16 protein-coding genes are annotated in these 17530 nt (G+C 62.0%); 11 read left to right on the plus strand and 5 right to left on the minus strand.

The window, feature by feature from the left end; translation table 11 throughout:
• Positions 1 to 8 precede the first annotated feature (8 nt).
• Complete coding sequence (locus tag CUV01_RS16300) at positions 9 to 359, minus strand: hypothetical protein (RefSeq protein WP_101461395.1); 351 nt, start codon at positions 357 to 359, stop codon at positions 9 to 11.
• Between the two features lie 62 nt (positions 360 to 421).
• Between CUV01_RS16300 and CUV01_RS16305 the strand changes: the two genes are divergently transcribed.
• The 9 genes from CUV01_RS16305 to CUV01_RS16345 all read left to right on the plus strand — a co-directional run bounded on the left by CUV01_RS16305 (position 422) and on the right by CUV01_RS16345 (position 11092).
• Complete coding sequence (locus tag CUV01_RS16305) at positions 422 to 1006, plus strand: TetR/AcrR family transcriptional regulator (protein ID WP_101461396.1); 585 nt, start codon at positions 422 to 424, stop codon at positions 1004 to 1006.
• A 39-nt stretch (positions 1007 to 1045) separates the two neighbouring features.
• The gene (locus tag CUV01_RS16310; protein WP_101461397.1) at positions 1046 to 1963 is read left to right on the plus strand and encodes a sugar kinase; all 918 of its coding nucleotides are present in this window, start codon (positions 1046 to 1048) and stop codon (positions 1961 to 1963) included.
• Between the two features lie 50 nt (positions 1964 to 2013).
• Positions 2014 to 3936 carry a DNA primase gene (gene dnaG, locus CUV01_RS16315; RefSeq protein WP_101461398.1) on the plus strand — a complete coding sequence of 641 codons (1923 nt, stop codon included), beginning with the start codon at positions 2014 to 2016 and terminating at the stop codon, positions 3934 to 3936.
• Positions 3937 to 4013: 77 nt separating this feature from the next.
• A complete protein-coding gene (locus CUV01_RS16320) occupies positions 4014 to 5582 on the plus strand; it encodes an SdrD B-like domain-containing protein (protein WP_101461399.1) in 1569 nt (522 codons plus the stop codon).
• 176 nt (positions 5583 to 5758) lie between these two features.
• The gene (gene rpoD, locus CUV01_RS16325) at positions 5759 to 7750 is read left to right on the plus strand and encodes an RNA polymerase sigma factor RpoD (protein ID WP_101461400.1); all 1992 of its coding nucleotides are present in this window, start codon (positions 5759 to 5761) and stop codon (positions 7748 to 7750) included.
• On the plus strand, positions 7740 to 8165 hold the full coding sequence (locus CUV01_RS16330; RefSeq protein ID WP_157994891.1) for a BLUF domain-containing protein: 426 nt from the start codon (positions 7740 to 7742) through the stop codon (positions 8163 to 8165). Before rpoD ends, CUV01_RS16330 begins: the two co-directional genes overlap by 11 nt.
• Positions 8166 to 8522: 357 nt before the next feature.
• Positions 8523 to 9002, plus strand: coding sequence for a YHS domain-containing (seleno)protein (locus tag CUV01_RS16335; protein ID WP_232962315.1), 480 nt, complete (start codon positions 8523 to 8525; stop codon positions 9000 to 9002).
• A gap of 123 nt (positions 9003 to 9125) precedes the next feature.
• Entirely contained in the window at positions 9126 to 10649 is a 1524-nt protein-coding gene (locus CUV01_RS16340; protein WP_198731836.1) for a DNA recombination protein RmuC, read from the plus strand.
• The gene (locus tag CUV01_RS16345; RefSeq protein ID WP_101461402.1) at positions 10646 to 11092 is read left to right on the plus strand and encodes a secondary thiamine-phosphate synthase enzyme YjbQ; all 447 of its coding nucleotides are present in this window, start codon (positions 10646 to 10648) and stop codon (positions 11090 to 11092) included. Before CUV01_RS16340 ends, CUV01_RS16345 begins: the two co-directional genes overlap by 4 nt.
• Here the strand turns inward: CUV01_RS16345 and CUV01_RS16350 are convergent.
• A complete protein-coding gene (locus tag CUV01_RS16350; RefSeq protein WP_101461403.1) occupies positions 11089 to 11292 on the minus strand; it encodes a dodecin family protein in 204 nt (67 codons plus the stop codon). The genes CUV01_RS16345 and CUV01_RS16350 overlap by 4 nt on opposite strands.
• A 196-nt stretch (positions 11293 to 11488) precedes the next feature.
• Between CUV01_RS16350 and nrdR the strand changes: the two genes are divergently transcribed.
• A complete protein-coding gene (gene nrdR, locus CUV01_RS16355) occupies positions 11489 to 11953 on the plus strand; it encodes a transcriptional regulator NrdR (protein ID WP_101461404.1) in 465 nt (154 codons plus the stop codon).
• Positions 11954 to 11976: 23 nt separating this feature from the next.
• Positions 11977 to 12981, plus strand: coding sequence for a bifunctional diaminohydroxyphosphoribosylaminopyrimidine deaminase/5-amino-6-(5-phosphoribosylamino)uracil reductase RibD (ribD, locus tag CUV01_RS16360; protein ID WP_101462174.1), 1005 nt, complete (start codon positions 11977 to 11979; stop codon positions 12979 to 12981).
• Here the strand turns inward: ribD and CUV01_RS16365 are convergent.
• The 3 genes from CUV01_RS16365 to CUV01_RS16375 form a co-directional block, all read right to left on the minus strand.
• Complete coding sequence (locus CUV01_RS16365; protein WP_101461405.1) at positions 12967 to 14961, minus strand: capsular polysaccharide biosynthesis protein; 1995 nt, start codon at positions 14959 to 14961, stop codon at positions 12967 to 12969. The two genes, ribD and CUV01_RS16365, sit on opposite strands and share 15 nt — an antisense overlap.
• 5 nt (positions 14962 to 14966) lie before the next feature.
• Positions 14967 to 16055: a polysaccharide biosynthesis/export family protein gene (locus CUV01_RS16370; RefSeq protein ID WP_101461406.1), complete on the minus strand. Its 1089-nt coding sequence runs from the start codon at positions 16053 to 16055 to the stop codon at positions 14967 to 14969.
• Positions 16056 to 16196: 141 nt separating this feature from the next.
• The gene (locus tag CUV01_RS16375) at positions 16197 to 17468 is read right to left on the minus strand and encodes a capsule biosynthesis protein (protein WP_338418318.1); all 1272 of its coding nucleotides are present in this window, start codon (positions 17466 to 17468) and stop codon (positions 16197 to 16199) included.
• Positions 17469 to 17530 lie beyond the last annotated feature (62 nt).

A 17530-nucleotide genomic window follows, 5' to 3' on the forward strand; every position in this document is an offset into this window, starting at 1 on the left:
AGCATTCCTCAGGATGCGGGGTCAGGACAATCGGGCGCGGCAACGCCGGGCGGGCATTCGGGTGTTTCGGTTTGGCGTCGCAGTTCATCGGCCCTGCGGCGCAGATCGGCGGCGCGGCGATCCAGCGACGCATCATCCACCGGATCGGGAATCGCATCAGCACGTGCGCGTGTGGCAGCACCCTGCTGTTCGACCTGCTGGCGAACGGCCTCTTCGCTGGTGTCGGCGGGGCCGGCGTGATCGGGCAGCGATGGTTCGGCCAGGATCTGCTGTGTGGGCAGCAGACGCGGGTAATTACCCGCATCATCGGTGCAAGCCGCGGCGAAACATAGGGTCAGCAAGGGCAGTGCGCGTAACATCGCGTCACATTACGCCGCCTGCCGGGGGTTCACAACGGGGGCGTGTAGCCGCATTAAGGGGCATGGCACGTACCCGAGGCTCCAAAGCAGAAATAACTGGTCCGCTGATCCGCGAGGCGGCGCTGCGTCTGTTTGCGCGCCATGGCTATGCGGCCGTGTCGATGCGCCAGATTGCGCGCGAGGTCGGAGTGCAGGCCGGCGCGCTTTATGCCTATACGCCCGACAAACAGGCGCTGCTGTTCGATCTGATGGAAACCCATATGCAGCGGCTGCTGGCAAGCTGGCAGGACGACACCGCCAGTCCGCCACTGGTCCGGCTGGAACGGTTTGTCAGATTTCACATCGCCGACAGCCTCGATCACAGCGACTCGGTCTTTCTGTCCTATATGGAGTTGCGCAACCTCTCTGAGGTCAATCACCGCAAGATCAGCAAACTGCGCCGCGACTACGAAAGCAAGTTGGAAAGCATCCTGCGCGACGGCCAGCAAGATGAGGTGATCGGTGTCGATGACATCCGGCTCAGCGCGATGGCATTGATCGGGATGCTGACGGCGGTGACGAACTGGTATCGCGCCGGTGGCCGGTTGGATCAGCAGCGTGTCGGCGATATCTATTGGGGGCTGGCCAAGGGCGCGGTCGGCGCGTAAGCCCGATTCATATGGCCTGTTGATGAGGGAGTGAAACGGATGGGTGTCGATATCCTGTGCCTGGGCGAACCGATGATGGAGTTCAACCAGCAACCCGATGGCAGCTATCGTTCCGGTCATGGCGGCGACACCGCGAATTGCGCCGTGGCTGCGGCCCGGCAGGGTGCCCAGGTCGGCATGCTGACCCATCTTGGCAAGGATACGTTCGGCGATTCCTTCTTGCAGCTATGGCACAGCGAGGGCGTCGATACCTCGACCGTGCGGCAGGTCGTGGACGCGCATACCGGCATCTATTTTGTAACCCACGGGCCCGACGGGCATGAATTCAGCTATTTACGCGCGGGCTCTGCCGCCAGCCGCATGACGCCAGCCGACCTGCCGACAGATGCGTTGGCCGGCACGAAGATCCTGCATGTATCGGGCATCAGCCAGGCCATTTCCGCCTCTTGCGCGGATACCGTCTTTGCGGCGATGCAACAGGTCCGCGCGGCGGGGGGCATGGTTTCCTACGACAGCAACCTGCGGCTGAAACTATGGCCGCTGACGCGTGCGCGGGCCGTGACCCATGCGGCCATGGCCGAATGCGATATCGCCTTGCCGGGCATGGACGACGCCGAACAGTTGACAGGTCTCAGCGATCCGAACGCCATTGCCGACTTTTACCTGAACCTCGGCGCAAAAATCGTGGCGCTGACGCTTGGCGCTGCGGGCTCGTTGGTGGCCACGCCCGAGCGGCGCGAACGTGTCGGCGGGCGCAAGGTCAAGGCGGTCGACGCAACCGGCGCGGGCGACACCTTTGATGGCGCCTTCCTGGCCCGGATCGCGGCAGGCGATGATCCGTTCGCGGCGGCGCGGTATGCCAATGCCGCCGCGGCCCTGGCGACACAGGAATACGGTGCGATCGAGCCGATGCCCCGACGCGACGCGGTCGAGGCTTTTCTGGCCGCAGGCGAATGACGGCCAATCATCCGCTTGCTTGAAGCCCTGCGGAGGCCGATAATCGCGCCATGAGCCTGCCACCCGGTTTCCTTGATGAACTGCGCAACCGCGTTCCGATCAGTCGTGTGATCGGGCCGCGTGTGGTGTGGGATCAGCACAAGTCGAATCAGGCGCGCGGGGACTGGTGGGCGCCATGCCCGTTTCATCAGGAAAAGACCGCCAGCTTTCACTGCGATGACCAGAAGGGCTTTTATTATTGCTTTGGCTGTCAGGCCAAGGGCGATGCACTGACCTTTCTGCGCGAACTGGATGGGCTGGATTTCATCGAGGCGGTCAAGGTTCTTGCAGCCGATGCCGGGATGGAGGTGCCAGAGCCTGATCCCCGCGCCCGCGAGCGGCAGGATCGGCGGGCGGAACTGGCCGATGTGACCGAGGCCGCCAATCGCTGGTTCCGGCTGCAATTGCAAACGGCAGGCGCATCAGCGGCGCGCGATTATCTGGCACGGCGCGGATTGGATGCGCAGACGCTGGAACGTTTCCAGATCGGCTTTGCGCCCAACAGCCGCACGGCGCTGACACAGGCGTTGCGCGACAAGGGCATGGATGAGGCACTGATCGTCGCAGCCGGCATGTCTGCGAAACCGGATGATGGTCGGGCCGCCTATGACCGTTTTCGCGACAGGATCATCTTTCCGATCCGCGACGGGCGCGATCGGATCATCGGCTTTGGCGGGCGGGCAATGGCGGCGGATGCGCGCGCCAAGTACCTCAACAGCCCCGAGACCCCGCTCTTCGACAAGGGACGCAACCTTTATCATATCGGGCCGGCGCGGACGGCCGTTGCAAAGGGCGCGCCCTTGCTGGTGGCCGAAGGCTATATGGATGTGATCGCATTGGTGCGTGCCGGGTTCGAGGGCGCGGTCGCACCCCTGGGCACCGCCATTACCGAGGATCAGTTGCGGCTGATGTGGCGCGTGTCGCCCGAACCGGTGATCATGCTGGACGGCGATGCTGCCGGGCAACGCGCGGCCTTGCGGCTGGTCGATCTGGCGCTGCCAATGACCGCGCCGGGCCAGGCACTGCGGTTTGCCACCATGCCGGTGGGACAGGATCCAGATGATCTGATCGCCAGCGAAGGGGCAGGGGCGATGGCCGCGATCATCGCCGGCGCGCGACCTCTGGTCGACCTGCTATGGCAGCGCGAAACCGAGGGCCGCGTCTTTGACAGCCCCGAGCGCAAGGCGGCGCTGGATCACGCGCTGCGCAAGGCCATCGCCGTCATTCCTGACGAGGCGACGCGCGCGCATTACGCCGCCGAGATCCGTGACAAACGTGCGCAATTGTTCGGGGCAGCCCGCAAGGATCGCGGCGGGCCGAGTGATCGCGGCCAGCGCGGCGGTGGTGGCGGCTGGCAGCCGCGCGCCAAGCCGGGGTCAGAGCCTGCGCGCGCACAGACCCGGGCCTCGGTCTTCGTCAGCCGCGATGCCGGCGCCGGCATTCTTGAGGGCGAGGTCTTGCTGCGCTGCGCCCTGCACCCCGAAATGATCGAACTGGTCGAATCCCGGCTGGAACGCCTGCAGCCAACCGATCCTGACCGCGCCGCCCTGCTGCACGACCTGCTGGCCGGCGCCAGCAGTGAGGCAGGCGCACGCGCATTGGAAAATCTGAAGGCCGACGCGCATCTAGGGCTGGTGGCGGCGATGACCGGGCAGGACGACCCACAGAAATCAGAGGCCATTCTCAGCCAGCTTTTTGACCGGCTGGATGCGCGCAGGGCGGAACGGTCCGAACTGACCCGCGCCGAGGCCGAGATCGCGGGCGAGGCCGATGAGGGGCTGACCTGGCGGGTCACGCAGATCACCCGCGCCCGTCAGCGCGCCGAACATCCAGAGATGGAGGACTCGACCGATCTGGGCGAGAACAGGGATGAATTATCGGCCCAGCTTGCCGATTTCGTCGCTGGCGAGATTTGGCGCAAAAACCGCAAATAGCGCATTGTGGTTGGAAAGCTTTGACCAGCAAACCCTAAGCTCATCCCTATTGATGAAATTCATTTTGGGGGTGTGCTATGGCTGTGCTTGGCAGAGTCTTTCTGGACGAAAATCGCGACAATATCGACAATGACAACTCTGGCGTCAGGTGGGTGCTGGTGCAGCTGCGCACACCCGAGGGCGGGATTGTGGCGGAGATGCGAACCGATGCGGCGGGTGCCTATCGGTTCGAAGACGTGCCGCCGGGCGAATATGTGGTGCGGTTCGGCTATCCCGGTGATGGTCTGTCCTATGTGCAGCCGAATGTCGGTGGTGACGAGGCTGCGGACAGCGATGCCATGGCGCTGGCGAACGGTCGCGCGCTGTCCGAGGTGATCGTCGTGGGCAGCGCCGATGACATCGTGCAGGTCGATGCCGGCGCAGCCAGCCCCCCTGACGACGCGACGGTCGAAGGGCGGGCCTTTCTGGATGCAAACGGCAATGGTATTGACGATACCGCACTGGGACTGGCTGAGGCAGGCATGGCGCATATACTGGTGCAGTTACGCACGCCCGAGGGCGCCATCATCGCCGAGACTCGCACCGATGCAGAGGGCCGTTACAGCTTTGATGGCATCGCGGCGGGCGAGTATACGATCCGCTTTGGTCGCGCAGGCAGTGACGATTTCGAATTCGTCGACCCCCATAGCGCCCCCGGCACGGATCTGGACAGCGAGGCCGTGCCAAATGCCAACGGGGTCGCCTACACGCAGGAATTTTCTCTGGATGATGGTCAGGCGCTGGATGGCGTGAATGCAGGTTACCAGATCGCCGAAGGCGGGGACGCCGATGGCCGGATAAGCGGTCGGGTATTCGAAGACCTGAATGGGAACGGTATCGACGACGGCGAGCCGGGCATTGCCGGCATCCCCTTGTATCTGCGAATGCCAGAGGGGTCTGAACAGTTGGACCGGATGGTCATGTCGGACGCGGATGGCAATTACGTCTTTACGGGGCTCGAGCAGGGCATCTATGCCGTCGATATCGACTATGAAACCGGCAGAACGGCTGATGGCCGTCACGCGGTCGCCGCAAATCAGGGCGGCGACGAGGGTGTCGACAGCGATTTCTATCTGTATGAAATCCCCGAGCGCGAAAGCCACGGCAGCTTCGGCGCGCCGAATATCGTGATCCTCGGCAGCGACGCTGTCCAACCCGATGTCGATCTGGGGCTGAGCCCACCGCCCGATGACCCCGATCTTGCGGGCGTCACCGGGCGGGTCTTTCTGGATCTCAATGGCAACGGGCTGGATGATGGCGAGCCAGGGCTTGCGGGCGTGCGGGTCGGACTGAGAAGGGATTTCAACGCGCGCGATTCCACGACAACCTATGATGTGACTGACGAGAACGGCGAGTACAGCCTTGCGGGGTTTGAGGCAACGGCCACGCAAGGTCAGGGGATCGAATACCTGTTACTGTTTGAACGCCCCGGTCCCGGTTATGCGATCACCGAAACTGATGTAGGCGACGATGACAGCATCGACAGCGATGGCGCCGCTGTCTTTTTCACCTTCGAGACGGGCGAGACCCGCACCGATCAGGATCTGGGCTATCTGCCCCCGCCGCAGGCGCCCTCTGATGCGGATGCGTTCATGTTTGACCTCTAGGCTTCTCGCGGGCCAAATCGGCCGCATCCAGGGTGATTCGTTTTCGAACGAATCACCCTGGATTGCAATTGCCCGGGTGCCCTTTGATTCGGGATAAGGCCCACCTATATTGGGTCCGCAACACCCGGTGATTCGCCGCAGGTACGAATCACCCGCGCCGTGAGAAGGAGCCCTGGATGGCCGCCAAGGACGACGACGACCAGAAGAACGACAAGGACGACAACGCCCATTCGTTGGATATGAGCCAGGCCGCGGTCAAGAAGATGATCGCCGAGGCACGCGAGCGCGGCTTTATCACCTATGACCAGTTGAATACCGTCCTGCCGCCCGAACAGGTCAGCAGCGAGCAGATCGAAGACGTCATGTCGATGCTGTCCGAAATGGGCATCAACGTGATCGAGGACGAGGACGAGGCCGAAGAGGGCGATCAGCCGGGCGGGGATCTGACGACCACCTCGACTGCCGGCCGCGAAGTCGCCGTTTCCAACACCACCACCGAAAAGCTGGATCGGACCGATGATCCGGTGCGCATGTATCTGCGCGAGATGGGTTCGGTTGAACTGCTTTCGCGTGAGGGCGAGATCGCCATCGCCAAGCGCATCGAAGCCGGTCGCAACACAATGATCGCCGGCCTGTGCGAAAGCCCGCTGACCTTCAAGGCCATCACCATGTGGCGTCAGGAACTTCTGGAAGAAGACATCCTGCTGCGCGACGTCATCGACCTTGAGACCACCTTTGGTCAGTCGATGGGCGAAGAAGAGGATGGCGACGACACCGAAGAACTGAAGACCGCGCAACCGGCAACCGCCGAAAAGGATGGCGAGGCCAAGGTCGATGCCGATGGCCAGCCGCTGGCCGCTGATGATGACGACGACGACGAGGATGACGAGGGCGCCAACCTGTCGCTGGCCGCGATGGAAGCCGCGCTGAAACCCAAGGTGCTCGAAACCCTGGGCGTGATCGCGCGTGACTATGAGATGCTGGCCGATATGCAGGACCAGCGCATGTCATCGACCCTGAACGAGGATGACACGTTCTCGATCAAGGACGAATCCGCCTATCAAAAGCTGCGCAGCGAGATCGTCGCGCTGGTGAACGAGCTTCACCTGCACAACAACCGGATCGAGGCGCTGGTCGATCAGCTATACGGGATCAACCGTCGTATCGTCAGCATCGACAGCGGCATGGTCAAACTGGCCGATTCCGCACGCATCAACCGGCGCGAATTCATCGACGTCTATCGCGGCGCCGAGCTGGACCCGACATGGGTCGAGCGCATGTCCGAAAATCAGGGCCGGGGCTGGCAGGCGCTGTTCGAGCGGTCGCGCGATCAGGTCGAGGCGCTGCGCTCGGACATGGCCATGGTCGGCCAGCATGTGGGCGTGGATATCGACGAATTCCGCCGCATCGTGAACCAGGTCCAGCGCGGCGAGCGCGAGGCGCGTCAGGCCAAGAAGGAAATGGTCGAGGCAAACCTGCGTCTGGTCATCTCGATTGCCAAGAAATACACGAACCGTGGCCTGCAATTTCTTGATCTTATTCAGGAAGGCAATATCGGCCTGATGAAGGCCGTCGACAAGTTCGAGTACCGCCGGGGCTACAAGTTCAGCACCTATGCGACATGGTGGATTCGTCAGGCCATCACCCGGTCCATCGCGGATCAGGCGCGCACGATCCGTATCCCGGTCCACATGATCGAAACGATCAACAAGCTGGTCCGCACCGGTCGGCAGATGCTGCACGAGATCGGCCGCGAACCGACGCCGGAAGAACTGGCCGAAAAGCTGCAAATGCCGCTGGAAAAGGTTCGCAAGGTGATGAAAATCGCCAAGGAACCGATCAGCCTTGAAACCCCGATCGGGGACGAGGAAGACAGCCAGCTGGGTGACTTCATCGAGGACAAGAATGCCGTGCTGCCACTGGACAGCGCCATTCAGGAAAACCTCAAGGAGACCACCACCCGCGTTCTGGCCAGCCTGACCCCGCGCGAGGAACGGGTTCTGCGGATGCGTTTCGGCATTGGCATGAACACCGATCACACGCTGGAAGAGGTTGGTCAGCAGTTCAGCGTCACCCGCGAACGGATCCGTCAGATCGAGGCCAAGGCGCTGCGCAAGCTGAAGCATCCGTCGCGCAGTCGCAAGCTGCGGTCCTTCCTTGATCAGTGATACGGGCGCGGAAATAGAACTGACCCATTTCCTCTATCGCAGCACTGCCAGAGGGGATCTGGGTCAGGATGAGGTCAACCTGATCATCGCCAAGGCGAGCCGGCGCAACCATGCTATCGGTCTGACCGGCTGCCTGCATTACGAAGATGGGTTGTTCTTTCAGTGGCTGGAGGGACCAAGAACCGCGTTGGATAAGATGATCCAACTGATCCTCGCGGACCCACGTCATTCCGACATCGCCAAGCTTTCCTATGGCAGTTCGGCGCAACGCCATTTCCCGGAATGGGCCATGCGCCCGACCAGCCGTGCACAGGGATCTCTGATGGACTGGGTCGCCACGACCGATGTCTCGACGGTCAATCGAGGCGCTTATGCCGGCGCCGTCTCGGCATTTCTGGTGGCGATCACGCATTAAACGAACGCCCGTTTTCGCATGCCAATTCCAATCGCCGCCGGTTCTCTGGCGGCGATTTTCGTTGTGCGGTCATGTTGATGCATCAAAAACATGAAACGTTACAGATAGTTGCCGCACATTTTGGGTGCGACCGCGCACAACCTGTGGTTTTCGCCTGCCTGTATTGGGCGCATGGGTGGCAAAACTCGGGTTTATCGAGCGCCTGACATTTGCGCGAGCCATGCGTGATTTGTGACGCTCGGACGCGGCTGGCACGATGTCTTCATTCAAGAACAAAAGGCCATTTCAAGCACCAAGACCTTTACCTCCATCAAAACCGGGCCGCCCGTTGGCCCTATCTATGTAAGGAAAAATCCAATGAAACCGATGCTGAAAGGCGCGCTTGCCGCGCTGGCGATTTCTGTTGCGCTGCCGGCTGCCTCCTGGGCTGCAGGCTTTGACGTGAATGCCACCACGACCGATCTGGCGCTGCGCGGCTATGACCCTGTTTCCTACTTTACCGAAAGCACCCCCATGGCCGGCGAGGTCGATATCACGGCCCAGCACAATGGCGCCACCTACCGTTTTGCCTCGGTCGAGAACAAAGAGATGTTCGAGGCTGACCCGGCGAAATTCGCGCCTCAATACGGCGGCTATTGCGCCTTTGGTCTGGCGCAGGGCTATAAGTTCGACGGCGATCCAGAAGTTTGGAAAATCGTCGATGACAAGCTGTATCTGAACCTGTCGCCCAAGGTCAGCGAGATCTGGCAGCAGGACGTTCCCGGCAATATCGACATGGCCGATGACAAGTGGATGAACGTCAAGGACGTGGCGCCCGCCGAACTGGCACCGCATTAAATCCGGAAAAGGGGCGTCTTCGGGCGCTCCTTTTTTCCGGCGCAGGATTTGACCTCTGGCCTCGCACAGGTGAAATCGGTACAAACAGGAAACATTGTACCGCAATAACGAGCAGGTCAGCCAATGCCGACAAGCTGGACCACGCGATTTCAGGCGTGGACGGGCGATCTTTCCACCATGCAGAACGGGCTGGCCATCGCGCTGGCGGCGCTGATCCTGATGCTGGTGCTTTATTGGTTGTCGCGCCGCCGCCTGGCGGCGCTCAGGTCCGATCGCGATCGACTGCAGGGTGAGAGCCGTCGTCAGGACGAGGAATTGCAGCGTCGGGCCGATCGCATACAGACGCTTGAACCCCAACTGGCAGCTGAGGCACAGGCGGCGCGGGATGGCGCCCTGCGCGCAGGGCAGTTGGATGTGCGGCTAGAGGCGCGCGAGGGCCGTCTGGGCGAATTGGTCGAGGAACGCGACGGGTTGACCGACGCATTGCACCAGTCCGGCCAGCAGATCAGCCGTCTGGAGCGCGAACTGGGAGAGTTGCGTCTGGCAGCCCAGAAAGATCGCGAGATCGCCGCCCGGGAAATCGCCACGCTACGCGAATTGCGCGAGGAAATGGGCCGTAATTTCAAACTGATGGCGCAGGAAACCTTGCGCGTTCAGGGTGCGGACATGCAAAAGACACAATCTGAACAACTGACCGCGATGCTGACGCCTTTTCGTGATCAGGTGCACCGTTTCCAGACCGAATTGCAGACCCGCAACAAGGTGCTGGACGAAGAGGGCGCCCGTCTGCGCGAACAAATCGAGGGGCTGCATCGCCGGTCAGAGGAAATCAGCCGCGAGGCGGTGGAACTGACCCGCGCGCTGAAGGGCGAAAAACAGCGTCAGGGTGCCTGGGGCGAGATGATCCTGCAGCGCATCCTCGAGGAAAGCGGGCTGGCCGAGGGCACGCATTACGATGTGCAAAGCAGCTTTCACGACGAAGAGGGCAAGCGCTGGCGACCCGATGTGGTGGTGCGGATGCCGCGCGGCAAGGTGCTGGTCATCGACAGCAAGGTCTCACTGAATGCCTATGAGCAGTCGGTGAACGCCAATGAGCCCGCCGAGCGCGATGCCGCACTCAAGCGTCATGTTGCCGCCATCCGCGCCCATGTCATTTCCCTGTCGGATAAGGGCTATGACGCGATGGATGATGCATCGGTGGATTATGTGCTGATGTTCATTCCCATCGAGGGCGCGTTTTCAGAGGCGCTGCGCTGCGACCCTGATCTGGCCTCATTCGCGCTGGATCGCCGCATCGGTCTGGCGACGCCAACCACGCTGATGCTGACACTGCGCACCGTTGAACATATCTGGATGGTCGAACGCCGCGAAACCAACGCGCTGGAAATCGCCAACCGCGCAGGCGCCATTTATGACAAGGTGGCGGGATTTGTGGACAGCATGGAAGAGGTCGGAAAAGCGCTGGACAAGGCCGGCCAAGCGCATGGGCAGGCCATGGACCGGCTGAGCCGCGGGCGAGGCAATGTCATCAGCCATGTCCAGAAGCTGCAGGCGCTTGGTGCAAGAACGCAAAAATCCATCAGCCTGCAACATGACGCGGATGATGGCTTGCCGGCGTTGGACCATGATCGCGACGCGGCTGAATGAACACCGTTTTCACGATCACGACGAACGGTCCGGCTTGTCACGAACTGACGCGCGATGTCGCTGGCTGGCTGCGGGACATCGGTGCCGGTAAGGGTCTGGTCACGCTGATGGTACAACACACCTCGGCCAGCCTGCTGATCCAGGAAAATGCCGATCCTGATGTGCAGGTCGATCTGCTGGGCTGGCTGGACCGGATCGCGCCGCCCGGCAATCATCCCTCGATGGGGTGGCTGCGGCACACGCTGGAGGGGCCAGATGACATGCCGGCGCATCTGAAGGCCGCGGTTCTGCCTGTCAGCCTGCAAATTCCCGTGGCGGATGGTCGTATGATGCTGGGCAGGTGGCAGGGCATTTATCTGGTCGAACACAGAACAGCGCCACACACCCGCAAGGTGGCGGCGCTGTTCATGCCGTCGGAACCGATGGTTCCAGGGGTGTCTTAGTCGTCCAGGACGAAGGTCACCATCAAGTTGACGCGGTAATGGGTAATATTGCCGCCGTCGCAATCAACGGTCTGTTCCTTGATCCAGGCGCTTTTGACATTGCGCAAAGTGTTGTTTGCGCGTTCGATGCCCTGACGGACCGCGTCCTCAAAGCTTTTATCTGAACGTGAGGAAATCTCGGTTACACGTGCGACGCTCATTTTTCGTCCTCCTTGGGTTGGATGTGTGACCAACGCGCGCCGGACGTCTTGAGTTCAGAATGATCTGCAAGTCAGGTCGCGGCATTCGTGTCACAGAGGCATGCGACAGCATCTGGTAGCCTGTGGATAACGCTACCCAATCCCTGAGGGCCGTCCTATAGTCGCGGTGGATCGGCACCGGAGGGGACATATCAGGATGCGCTGCCCGTTTTGCGGAAACAACGATACGCAGGTGAAAGATTCACGACCGGCCGAGGACAACGTCGCCATCCGACGGCGACGGTTATGCCCGGCCTGCGGCGGGCGCTTTACCACCTATGAAAGGGTCCAGCTGCGCGATCTGGTCGTGGTCAAGACCAATGGAAAGCGCGAGGATTTCGACCGCGACAAGATGGCGCGCTCGATCCGCATCGCCATGCAGAAACGCCCCGTCGACCCCGAACGGATCGAACAGATGATCAGCGGGATCGTGCGTCGGCTGGAAAGCAGCGGCGAGACAGACATCCCATCCAAAACGATCGGCGAGATCGTGATGGAGACGCTGTCGCGGATCGACAATGTCGGCTATGTGCGATTTGCCAGCGTCTACAAGAATTTTCAGGATGCGGGTGATTTCGACAAATTCGTCTCCGAGCTGCGTCCCCCCGCGGCAGACGATTGAGCCCGGACGACGATCTGCGGCACATGGCCCACGCGCTGCGTCTGGCGCGCCGGGGTCTGGGCAATGTCTGGCCCAATCCGGCGGTCGGTTGTGTGCTGATCCGGGATGCTCACGTGGTAGGGCGCGGCTGGACCCAGCCCGGCGGGCGCCCCCATGCGGAACGGATGGCGCTGGATCAGGCCGGCGAGGCGTCACGCGGCGCCACCGCCTATGTCACGCTTGAACCGTGCGCCCATCACGGCCGCACGCCGCCCTGCGCCGAGGCCCTGATCAAGGCAGGTGTGTCGAGGGTGTTCAGCGCCATGACCGACCCCGATCCGCGCGTTTCGGGGCGCGGCCATACGATGTTGCAAGAGGCCGGGGTTGCCGTCCAGGCGGGCCTGCGCGAGCGTGAGGCACGGGCGCTGCAATGCGGTTTTCTGTCTCGCGTGAACCGTGGGCGCCCCTGGCTGACGCTAAAACTGGCGGCCAGTTTTGACGGTCGCATCGCCACAGCCAGCGGGGAAAGCCAGTGGATCACCGGGCCCCGGGCACGTGCCCATGTTCACGCATTGCGCCTGTCGCATGACGCCGTGATGGTGGGCGGCGGCACGGCAAGAGCGGATCGCCCGTCGCTGAATGTGCGGGGTTTCGGTCCTGTTCGTCAGCCGGTTCGCCTGATCGTTTCGACGCAACCTTTGCCCGATCTGCCGGCCGAGGGGCCGGATTACGGCCCGATCTGGCAGTTGTCAGGCGATCCGGGTGCCTTCATGGCCGATCTGGCTGCGCGCGGGGTGACCCGGGTGCTGTGCGAGGGCGGCGGCGTGTTGGCTGCTGCATTGCTGCGTGCCGGGCTGGTCGATGAACTGGTGGGCTATACAGCCGGGCTGGTGATGGGTGCGGATGCGCGACCCTCGGTCGGGCCGATGACTGTCGCAGCGCTTGCGGATGCACCGCGTTTTCGGCTGATCGAGTCGCGGCGGATCGGCGGCGACCTTATGCATCGCTGGCGGGCGACCGACCAGACAGCGACCTCAGCGGCGCCATAGCCAGGCGTACCCGGCCATTGCCCCTTGCGCCTTGGCAAGAATGCGCAGCGCCGGGCCACCGCGCGGAGTTGTCGGATCTGTCAGCCGGGCCAACGCGGTTTCGGGCGGGCAGGGCAGCCCCGTGACAGGATCGTGATAGCGCGGATAGGCGATCAGCACGGCATGCGCAAATGCCGTCAGGCTGGGTCTAGCGGTGCGACGCGGCGGCACCGGCCCCAGATCGCGGGTCAGGCCCCAGCCTGCATAGAAAGGTGCGCCAAGCGTCGTGACGGGAATACCGCGCAGCAGGGCCTCGAACCCCAGGGTCGAGGTGATGGTCCAGACCTGATCGACCTGTTCCAGCAGTGCGATGGGATCGGCCTGTCGTGCCACATGGTCGGCAAAATGCGCCAGGTCCTGCTCGGAAATCGCGCCGGGACGCAGACCTGCCTCGACATCTGGATGAGGTTTGTAGATCACCAGGGCATCGGGATTTTCCGCGCGAACCCGTTTCAGCAGGGCAAGGTTGCTTTTTTCTCTGCCCGCGCCAAGACGGATCGAGGCATCATCTTCGACCTGGCCGGGGACCAGAATTGCGGGACCTGACTTGGAGGGCAGACGTTGTTCATCGCCGGAAAGGTTGTATTTCGACAGCCGCGCGGCGCGGATCGCGTCGATCAACTTTGCCGCGCGGGCTTCGCCTGCCACCGGGGGGCCAGCCGCTATCAGTCGTTCAAGACGGCTTTCACGGGTGGGATCGTAGTAGATGCCCAGATCATCCGCGACCAGCGACAAGGGTGGTGTCAGTTCCGCACCAAGGCCGCGCGATCGCAGGAATCCGTCCTCGATCCTGATCGCCTGCGGCACCTCATCGCTGCGATTTGCCCAGCATAATGTGACCTGGGGTGTGGGTTTGTCGGTAAAGCGCACGCCCTTACCATTGCCAAAGGCCCGTGCGATCACCGGACGTTTCCAGAGCCGCATACCATAAGCCAGATGCCCGGCATGGTCCTGTCGATAGGCGCGCGCCTCGGCCTCGATCTGGTTCAGCGCGCCGTTGAAATCTGTCAGCTGGTCAAGGCAAGGATCATACCAGGTCGGCGCCAGCAGGTGACTGGCAGCGAACAATGCCTGCGGCGTGGCGATCCCGCGAGATGGGGCGGTTTCGTCGCGGCTGAGCCCCCAACCGGCGTAAAAGGGCACACCAAAGAGGCGCGGCTGATGCCCGGCCAGAAGCGCCTCGTAGCCCAACTGGCTGCTGACGGCATAGACTGCATCGGCATTCTCAACCAACGCCCAGGGCGAGACCGGAGTGTCGCAAAACACGTCACCCGGACGAAGATCGTCGTGGGTCAGATGCCCCGGTCGCAGACCAGCGGCCGTTTCAGGATGGCTGCGAATGAGAATCCGGCAGCCGGGATTCTCATCACGCGCTGCCGTCAGCATCCGCAGGAACAACGCCCGGTCCGCACCCATCAGCGAGGCATCCCCGCGCGTCTGGTCGATCACCAACACATAGCCGGGCCGGGGCAGGGGATGGCCCCGCAGGTGGGCGTTGTATTTCGACAGATCGGCGGCGCGCAATCGGGCGATGCCCTCGGCAGCCTGATCCGAAAACGCATCGCCTTGCGAAACAAGCGAGGTCAGCAACGACGGCCCCGAGGGGTCGAAATGCAGCCCCACATCGTCGATCAGCAACCCTACCGGACCGCGTGACCCAATAGCTCCGGCAGAGCGCCCGGGCAAAACAGAACGCAGGAAAGCATCTTCAACGGTGACGACGGCGGCGTTTCGGCGTTTTGCGACGGCCCGTCCGCGCCAGGCAGTGGGCGAGGCACCCCAGATGCCGATGGTATCGCCGGGACGGGGAAGGCCCGTGGTGACGTGCCAACCGGCCAGCGACATGATCCGGCGCAATCTCGGGCGCAACCAGAACCCGCCGTTGTAAACAAAGAGCCGCCGGGCAGTTGGCCCGGCGGCGTTTCGGCCCGTTGGCCTCATTTGTTTTAGTCGCCGAGGCTGGACAGGCTGTCCGCTGTCGCGGCCGAGCCAGTAACTGCCGAAAGCGTCTTTTGCCACTGAACATAGGGCGCCTCGGTCACATAGACAGTGTCACCGTCGCGGATCAGGAAATCCCGTGCCAGAAACAAGCCATTGGGGCGCGTAAGATCCAGAACATAGGCCATGCGCTGCGTCCCGTAGATGGGTTGGCCCAGCACCTGGGTGGCAACCGATTCCGGCTCATCACGCAGGATGAACACGCCGGTTGGATCCGCCAGGGTCGAACTTAGACCACCAACCATCGCAATCGCCTCGATCGCGCTGATCGTTTCATTACCCAGAGGAACGCGGGTCTGACCGCCAAAGGCGCCCAGTGCGGTGAAGCTACGCTGATCCTCTTCGACCAGCACGATGTCACCGGGACGAAGCGCAATGTCATTGGCGGGCTGGGTCCACAGTTCGGGCATGCTGATCTTGCCCGCTTCTGAGCCGCGCTTGACCGTCACCACCGCAATCTCGGGTTCGATGGACACACCACCGGCGCGTGCCAGCATCGCCGACAGCGTACGGGTCGGGCGTTCGATCGGATAAACGCCTTGGGCCATGACCTTGCCGATGACCGAAACGGTTGCGCCGTCACCCGCCACACGCGCGACCGTCACCTGAGGGTCGGGTGTCTGAGAGGACAGCCGATCGGTGATGATCTGACGCAGCTGATCAGGCGTGTTGCCGGCGGCGCGGATCGTGCCGGCGTAGGGCACGAAGATGTTCCCGTTGCTGTCGACCTGGATTTCCTGCAGCTGAGTCGAGTTGGAGCCAAGCGACGCAAGCAAACCGTCATCAACGTTTTCCCAGATCGCGATTCCCAAAACATCGCCCGACCTGATGTCATCCGCACCAACGGCGCCGGCCGAACGGAAAGCGCTGGAAAAGCCATAGGACGGCGCGAAATTTGCCGTCCGGGTGACGTGATTATTCACATAAATAACATGGGCATCGCCGCCGCGTTCAACCGCGCCGGCGTAAATTTCGTTCTTGTTGGGGCCAGAGCGGGGAAGGCCACAGGCGGTCAGCAGACACACGGCAGCCAACATCGCCAGACGCAGTGCACGACCGCGACCACTACTCAGCACTGTCACCTCGAAATACTCCTGTATTGGTCAGACCCCTCTTTACGGGGGCATCTTTGCAGGGACCTTAGCCCGTGCCAGTTCATATTGCCATCATTTTGCGGATCATTGGTTGGCTTGATCTACCAGTTGTTGTCGATGTGCCGCACAACCATCGGCCAACGCCTGATAAGGATCCTGCGGTGCAAGCATCAGATCGACCACACTTCGCAGCGCATGCGCGCGCGAGCGGGCTGAATAAAAGCCCCCGGGCACCTGGCTGGTGAGCAGCAGATAGCATCGATAGTGACGATAGCTGCGCGGATTGGGCGGCTGCGGGTTCTGCAGGAACTCTGCCATGCTTTGATCGGGCAGAAGTTCGGGTTTGTTGAACACTGATGTCCCAAGCGCCTTGACCGGCAATCCGCGCCACAAGGCCTGCTGAGCCGCCGTCGAGTTCACGGTAATTGCCGAACGCGCCTGCGACAGCATCGTCGCCAGTTTGCCACCCCGTACATAGTGAACGCGGTCGGAAATCCCCAATTCCACGGCTTTCTGAAAGATGTTGCGCCGGTTTTGGGCGCGACCATCCTCTAACGGGTGTGCCTTGAAGACAATATGGTGATGCTTGGCGGCATGGAGGGCGAACTCCGTCAGGCAAAGATCGGTGAATTCCCGCATGCGCTCAAAAGGCGAATGGGCCTGAAAGCTGGAATCATGTTCCAGCTGCATCAGGACCAGAACATAGGGAAAACCGCCCCTGCGAATATTGCGTTCGGCCCAACGACGCTGCAGAATCTGGAATGGCGTCATCACCAGCTGGCGCAGTTGGAGACGGAATTCTTGCGCGACGCTGATCGCACGGTGACTGCGATAGCCCGGATATCTGCGGTTCGCCAACATGACCAGCAGATGATAGAAGGCGCCGTAGAATTTGTGCTGCCGCATATCGCCCCAATGGGCCGGCGGGCGCAGGGTGTCGTCATCCGCATCACGCAAGGCCAGCGCCATGTCGGGAACAGAAATCTTCATCAGCGGCGAGTTGCCATTGGAACCACCGCGTTCATAGGTCATCCAATAGGGGCGCAGGTAACCCTCTTCGAAGACATGCAGCCTGATGCCATGAATACGGGCTGCGCGGCGCGCTGTGGCATGGGCGGGACGGACATCGCCATAAATCACGATATCGGTGATCTTGCGCGTGCGAATGATCTGGCTCAGGTGCGCAGGCCATTCCTCAATGGGGCCCGCATGACGGATGAACCGCGCCGGGTCGGACCAGAACCATTCATCGCCAGCGTTGAAGCCGACGCGCCAGACGTTCGACCCGGCAGCACGCAGCTGTTTGCTCAGGCGGTCAAAAAACGGACCATGAGGTCCCTGCAGAAGCAGAAACACCTTTGGCTGATCGGAACGAAAGCCTTCGGTCAGTGACGCTATGTTTAGGGGATTCTGGTACA

It is taken from the genome of Paracoccus tegillarcae (assembly GCF_002847305.1).
Lineage (GTDB): Bacteria > Pseudomonadota > Alphaproteobacteria > Rhodobacterales > Rhodobacteraceae > Paracoccus > Paracoccus tegillarcae.

What these genes read in the sequence shown, in the direction of transcription:
- rpoD (WP_101461400.1), top strand. Translation starts at nt 5,759, where the DNA reads ATGGCCGCCAAGGACGACGACGACCAGAAGAACGACAAGGACGACAAC.
- ribD (WP_101462174.1), top strand. Translation starts at nt 11,977, where the DNA reads ATGGCCCACGCGCTGCGTCTGGCGCGCCGGGGTCTGGGCAATGTCTGG.
- CUV01_RS16370 (WP_101461406.1), bottom strand. Translation starts at nt 16,055, where the DNA reads ATGTTGGCTGCCGTGTGTCTGCTGACCGCCTGTGGCCTTCCCCGCTCT.
- nrdR (WP_101461404.1), top strand. Translation starts at nt 11,489, where the DNA reads ATGCGCTGCCCGTTTTGCGGAAACAACGATACGCAGGTGAAAGATTCA.
- CUV01_RS16300 (WP_101461395.1), bottom strand. Translation starts at nt 359, where the DNA reads ATGTTACGCGCACTGCCCTTGCTGACCCTATGTTTCGCCGCGGCTTGC.
- CUV01_RS16345 (WP_101461402.1), top strand. Translation starts at nt 10,646, where the DNA reads ATGAACACCGTTTTCACGATCACGACGAACGGTCCGGCTTGTCACGAA.
- CUV01_RS16340 (WP_198731836.1), top strand. Translation starts at nt 9,126, where the DNA reads ATGCCGACAAGCTGGACCACGCGATTTCAGGCGTGGACGGGCGATCTT.
- dnaG (WP_101461398.1), top strand. Translation starts at nt 2,014, where the DNA reads ATGAGCCTGCCACCCGGTTTCCTTGATGAACTGCGCAACCGCGTTCCG.
- CUV01_RS16365 (WP_101461405.1), bottom strand. Translation starts at nt 14,961, where the DNA reads ATGAGGCCAACGGGCCGAAACGCCGCCGGGCCAACTGCCCGGCGGCTC.
- CUV01_RS16310 (WP_101461397.1), top strand. Translation starts at nt 1,046, where the DNA reads ATGGGTGTCGATATCCTGTGCCTGGGCGAACCGATGATGGAGTTCAAC.
- CUV01_RS16335 (WP_232962315.1), top strand. Translation starts at nt 8,523, where the DNA reads ATGAAACCGATGCTGAAAGGCGCGCTTGCCGCGCTGGCGATTTCTGTT.
- CUV01_RS16350 (WP_101461403.1), bottom strand. Translation starts at nt 11,292, where the DNA reads ATGAGCGTCGCACGTGTAACCGAGATTTCCTCACGTTCAGATAAAAGC.
- CUV01_RS16305 (WP_101461396.1), top strand. Translation starts at nt 422, where the DNA reads ATGGCACGTACCCGAGGCTCCAAAGCAGAAATAACTGGTCCGCTGATC.
- CUV01_RS16320 (WP_101461399.1), top strand. Translation starts at nt 4,014, where the DNA reads ATGGCTGTGCTTGGCAGAGTCTTTCTGGACGAAAATCGCGACAATATC.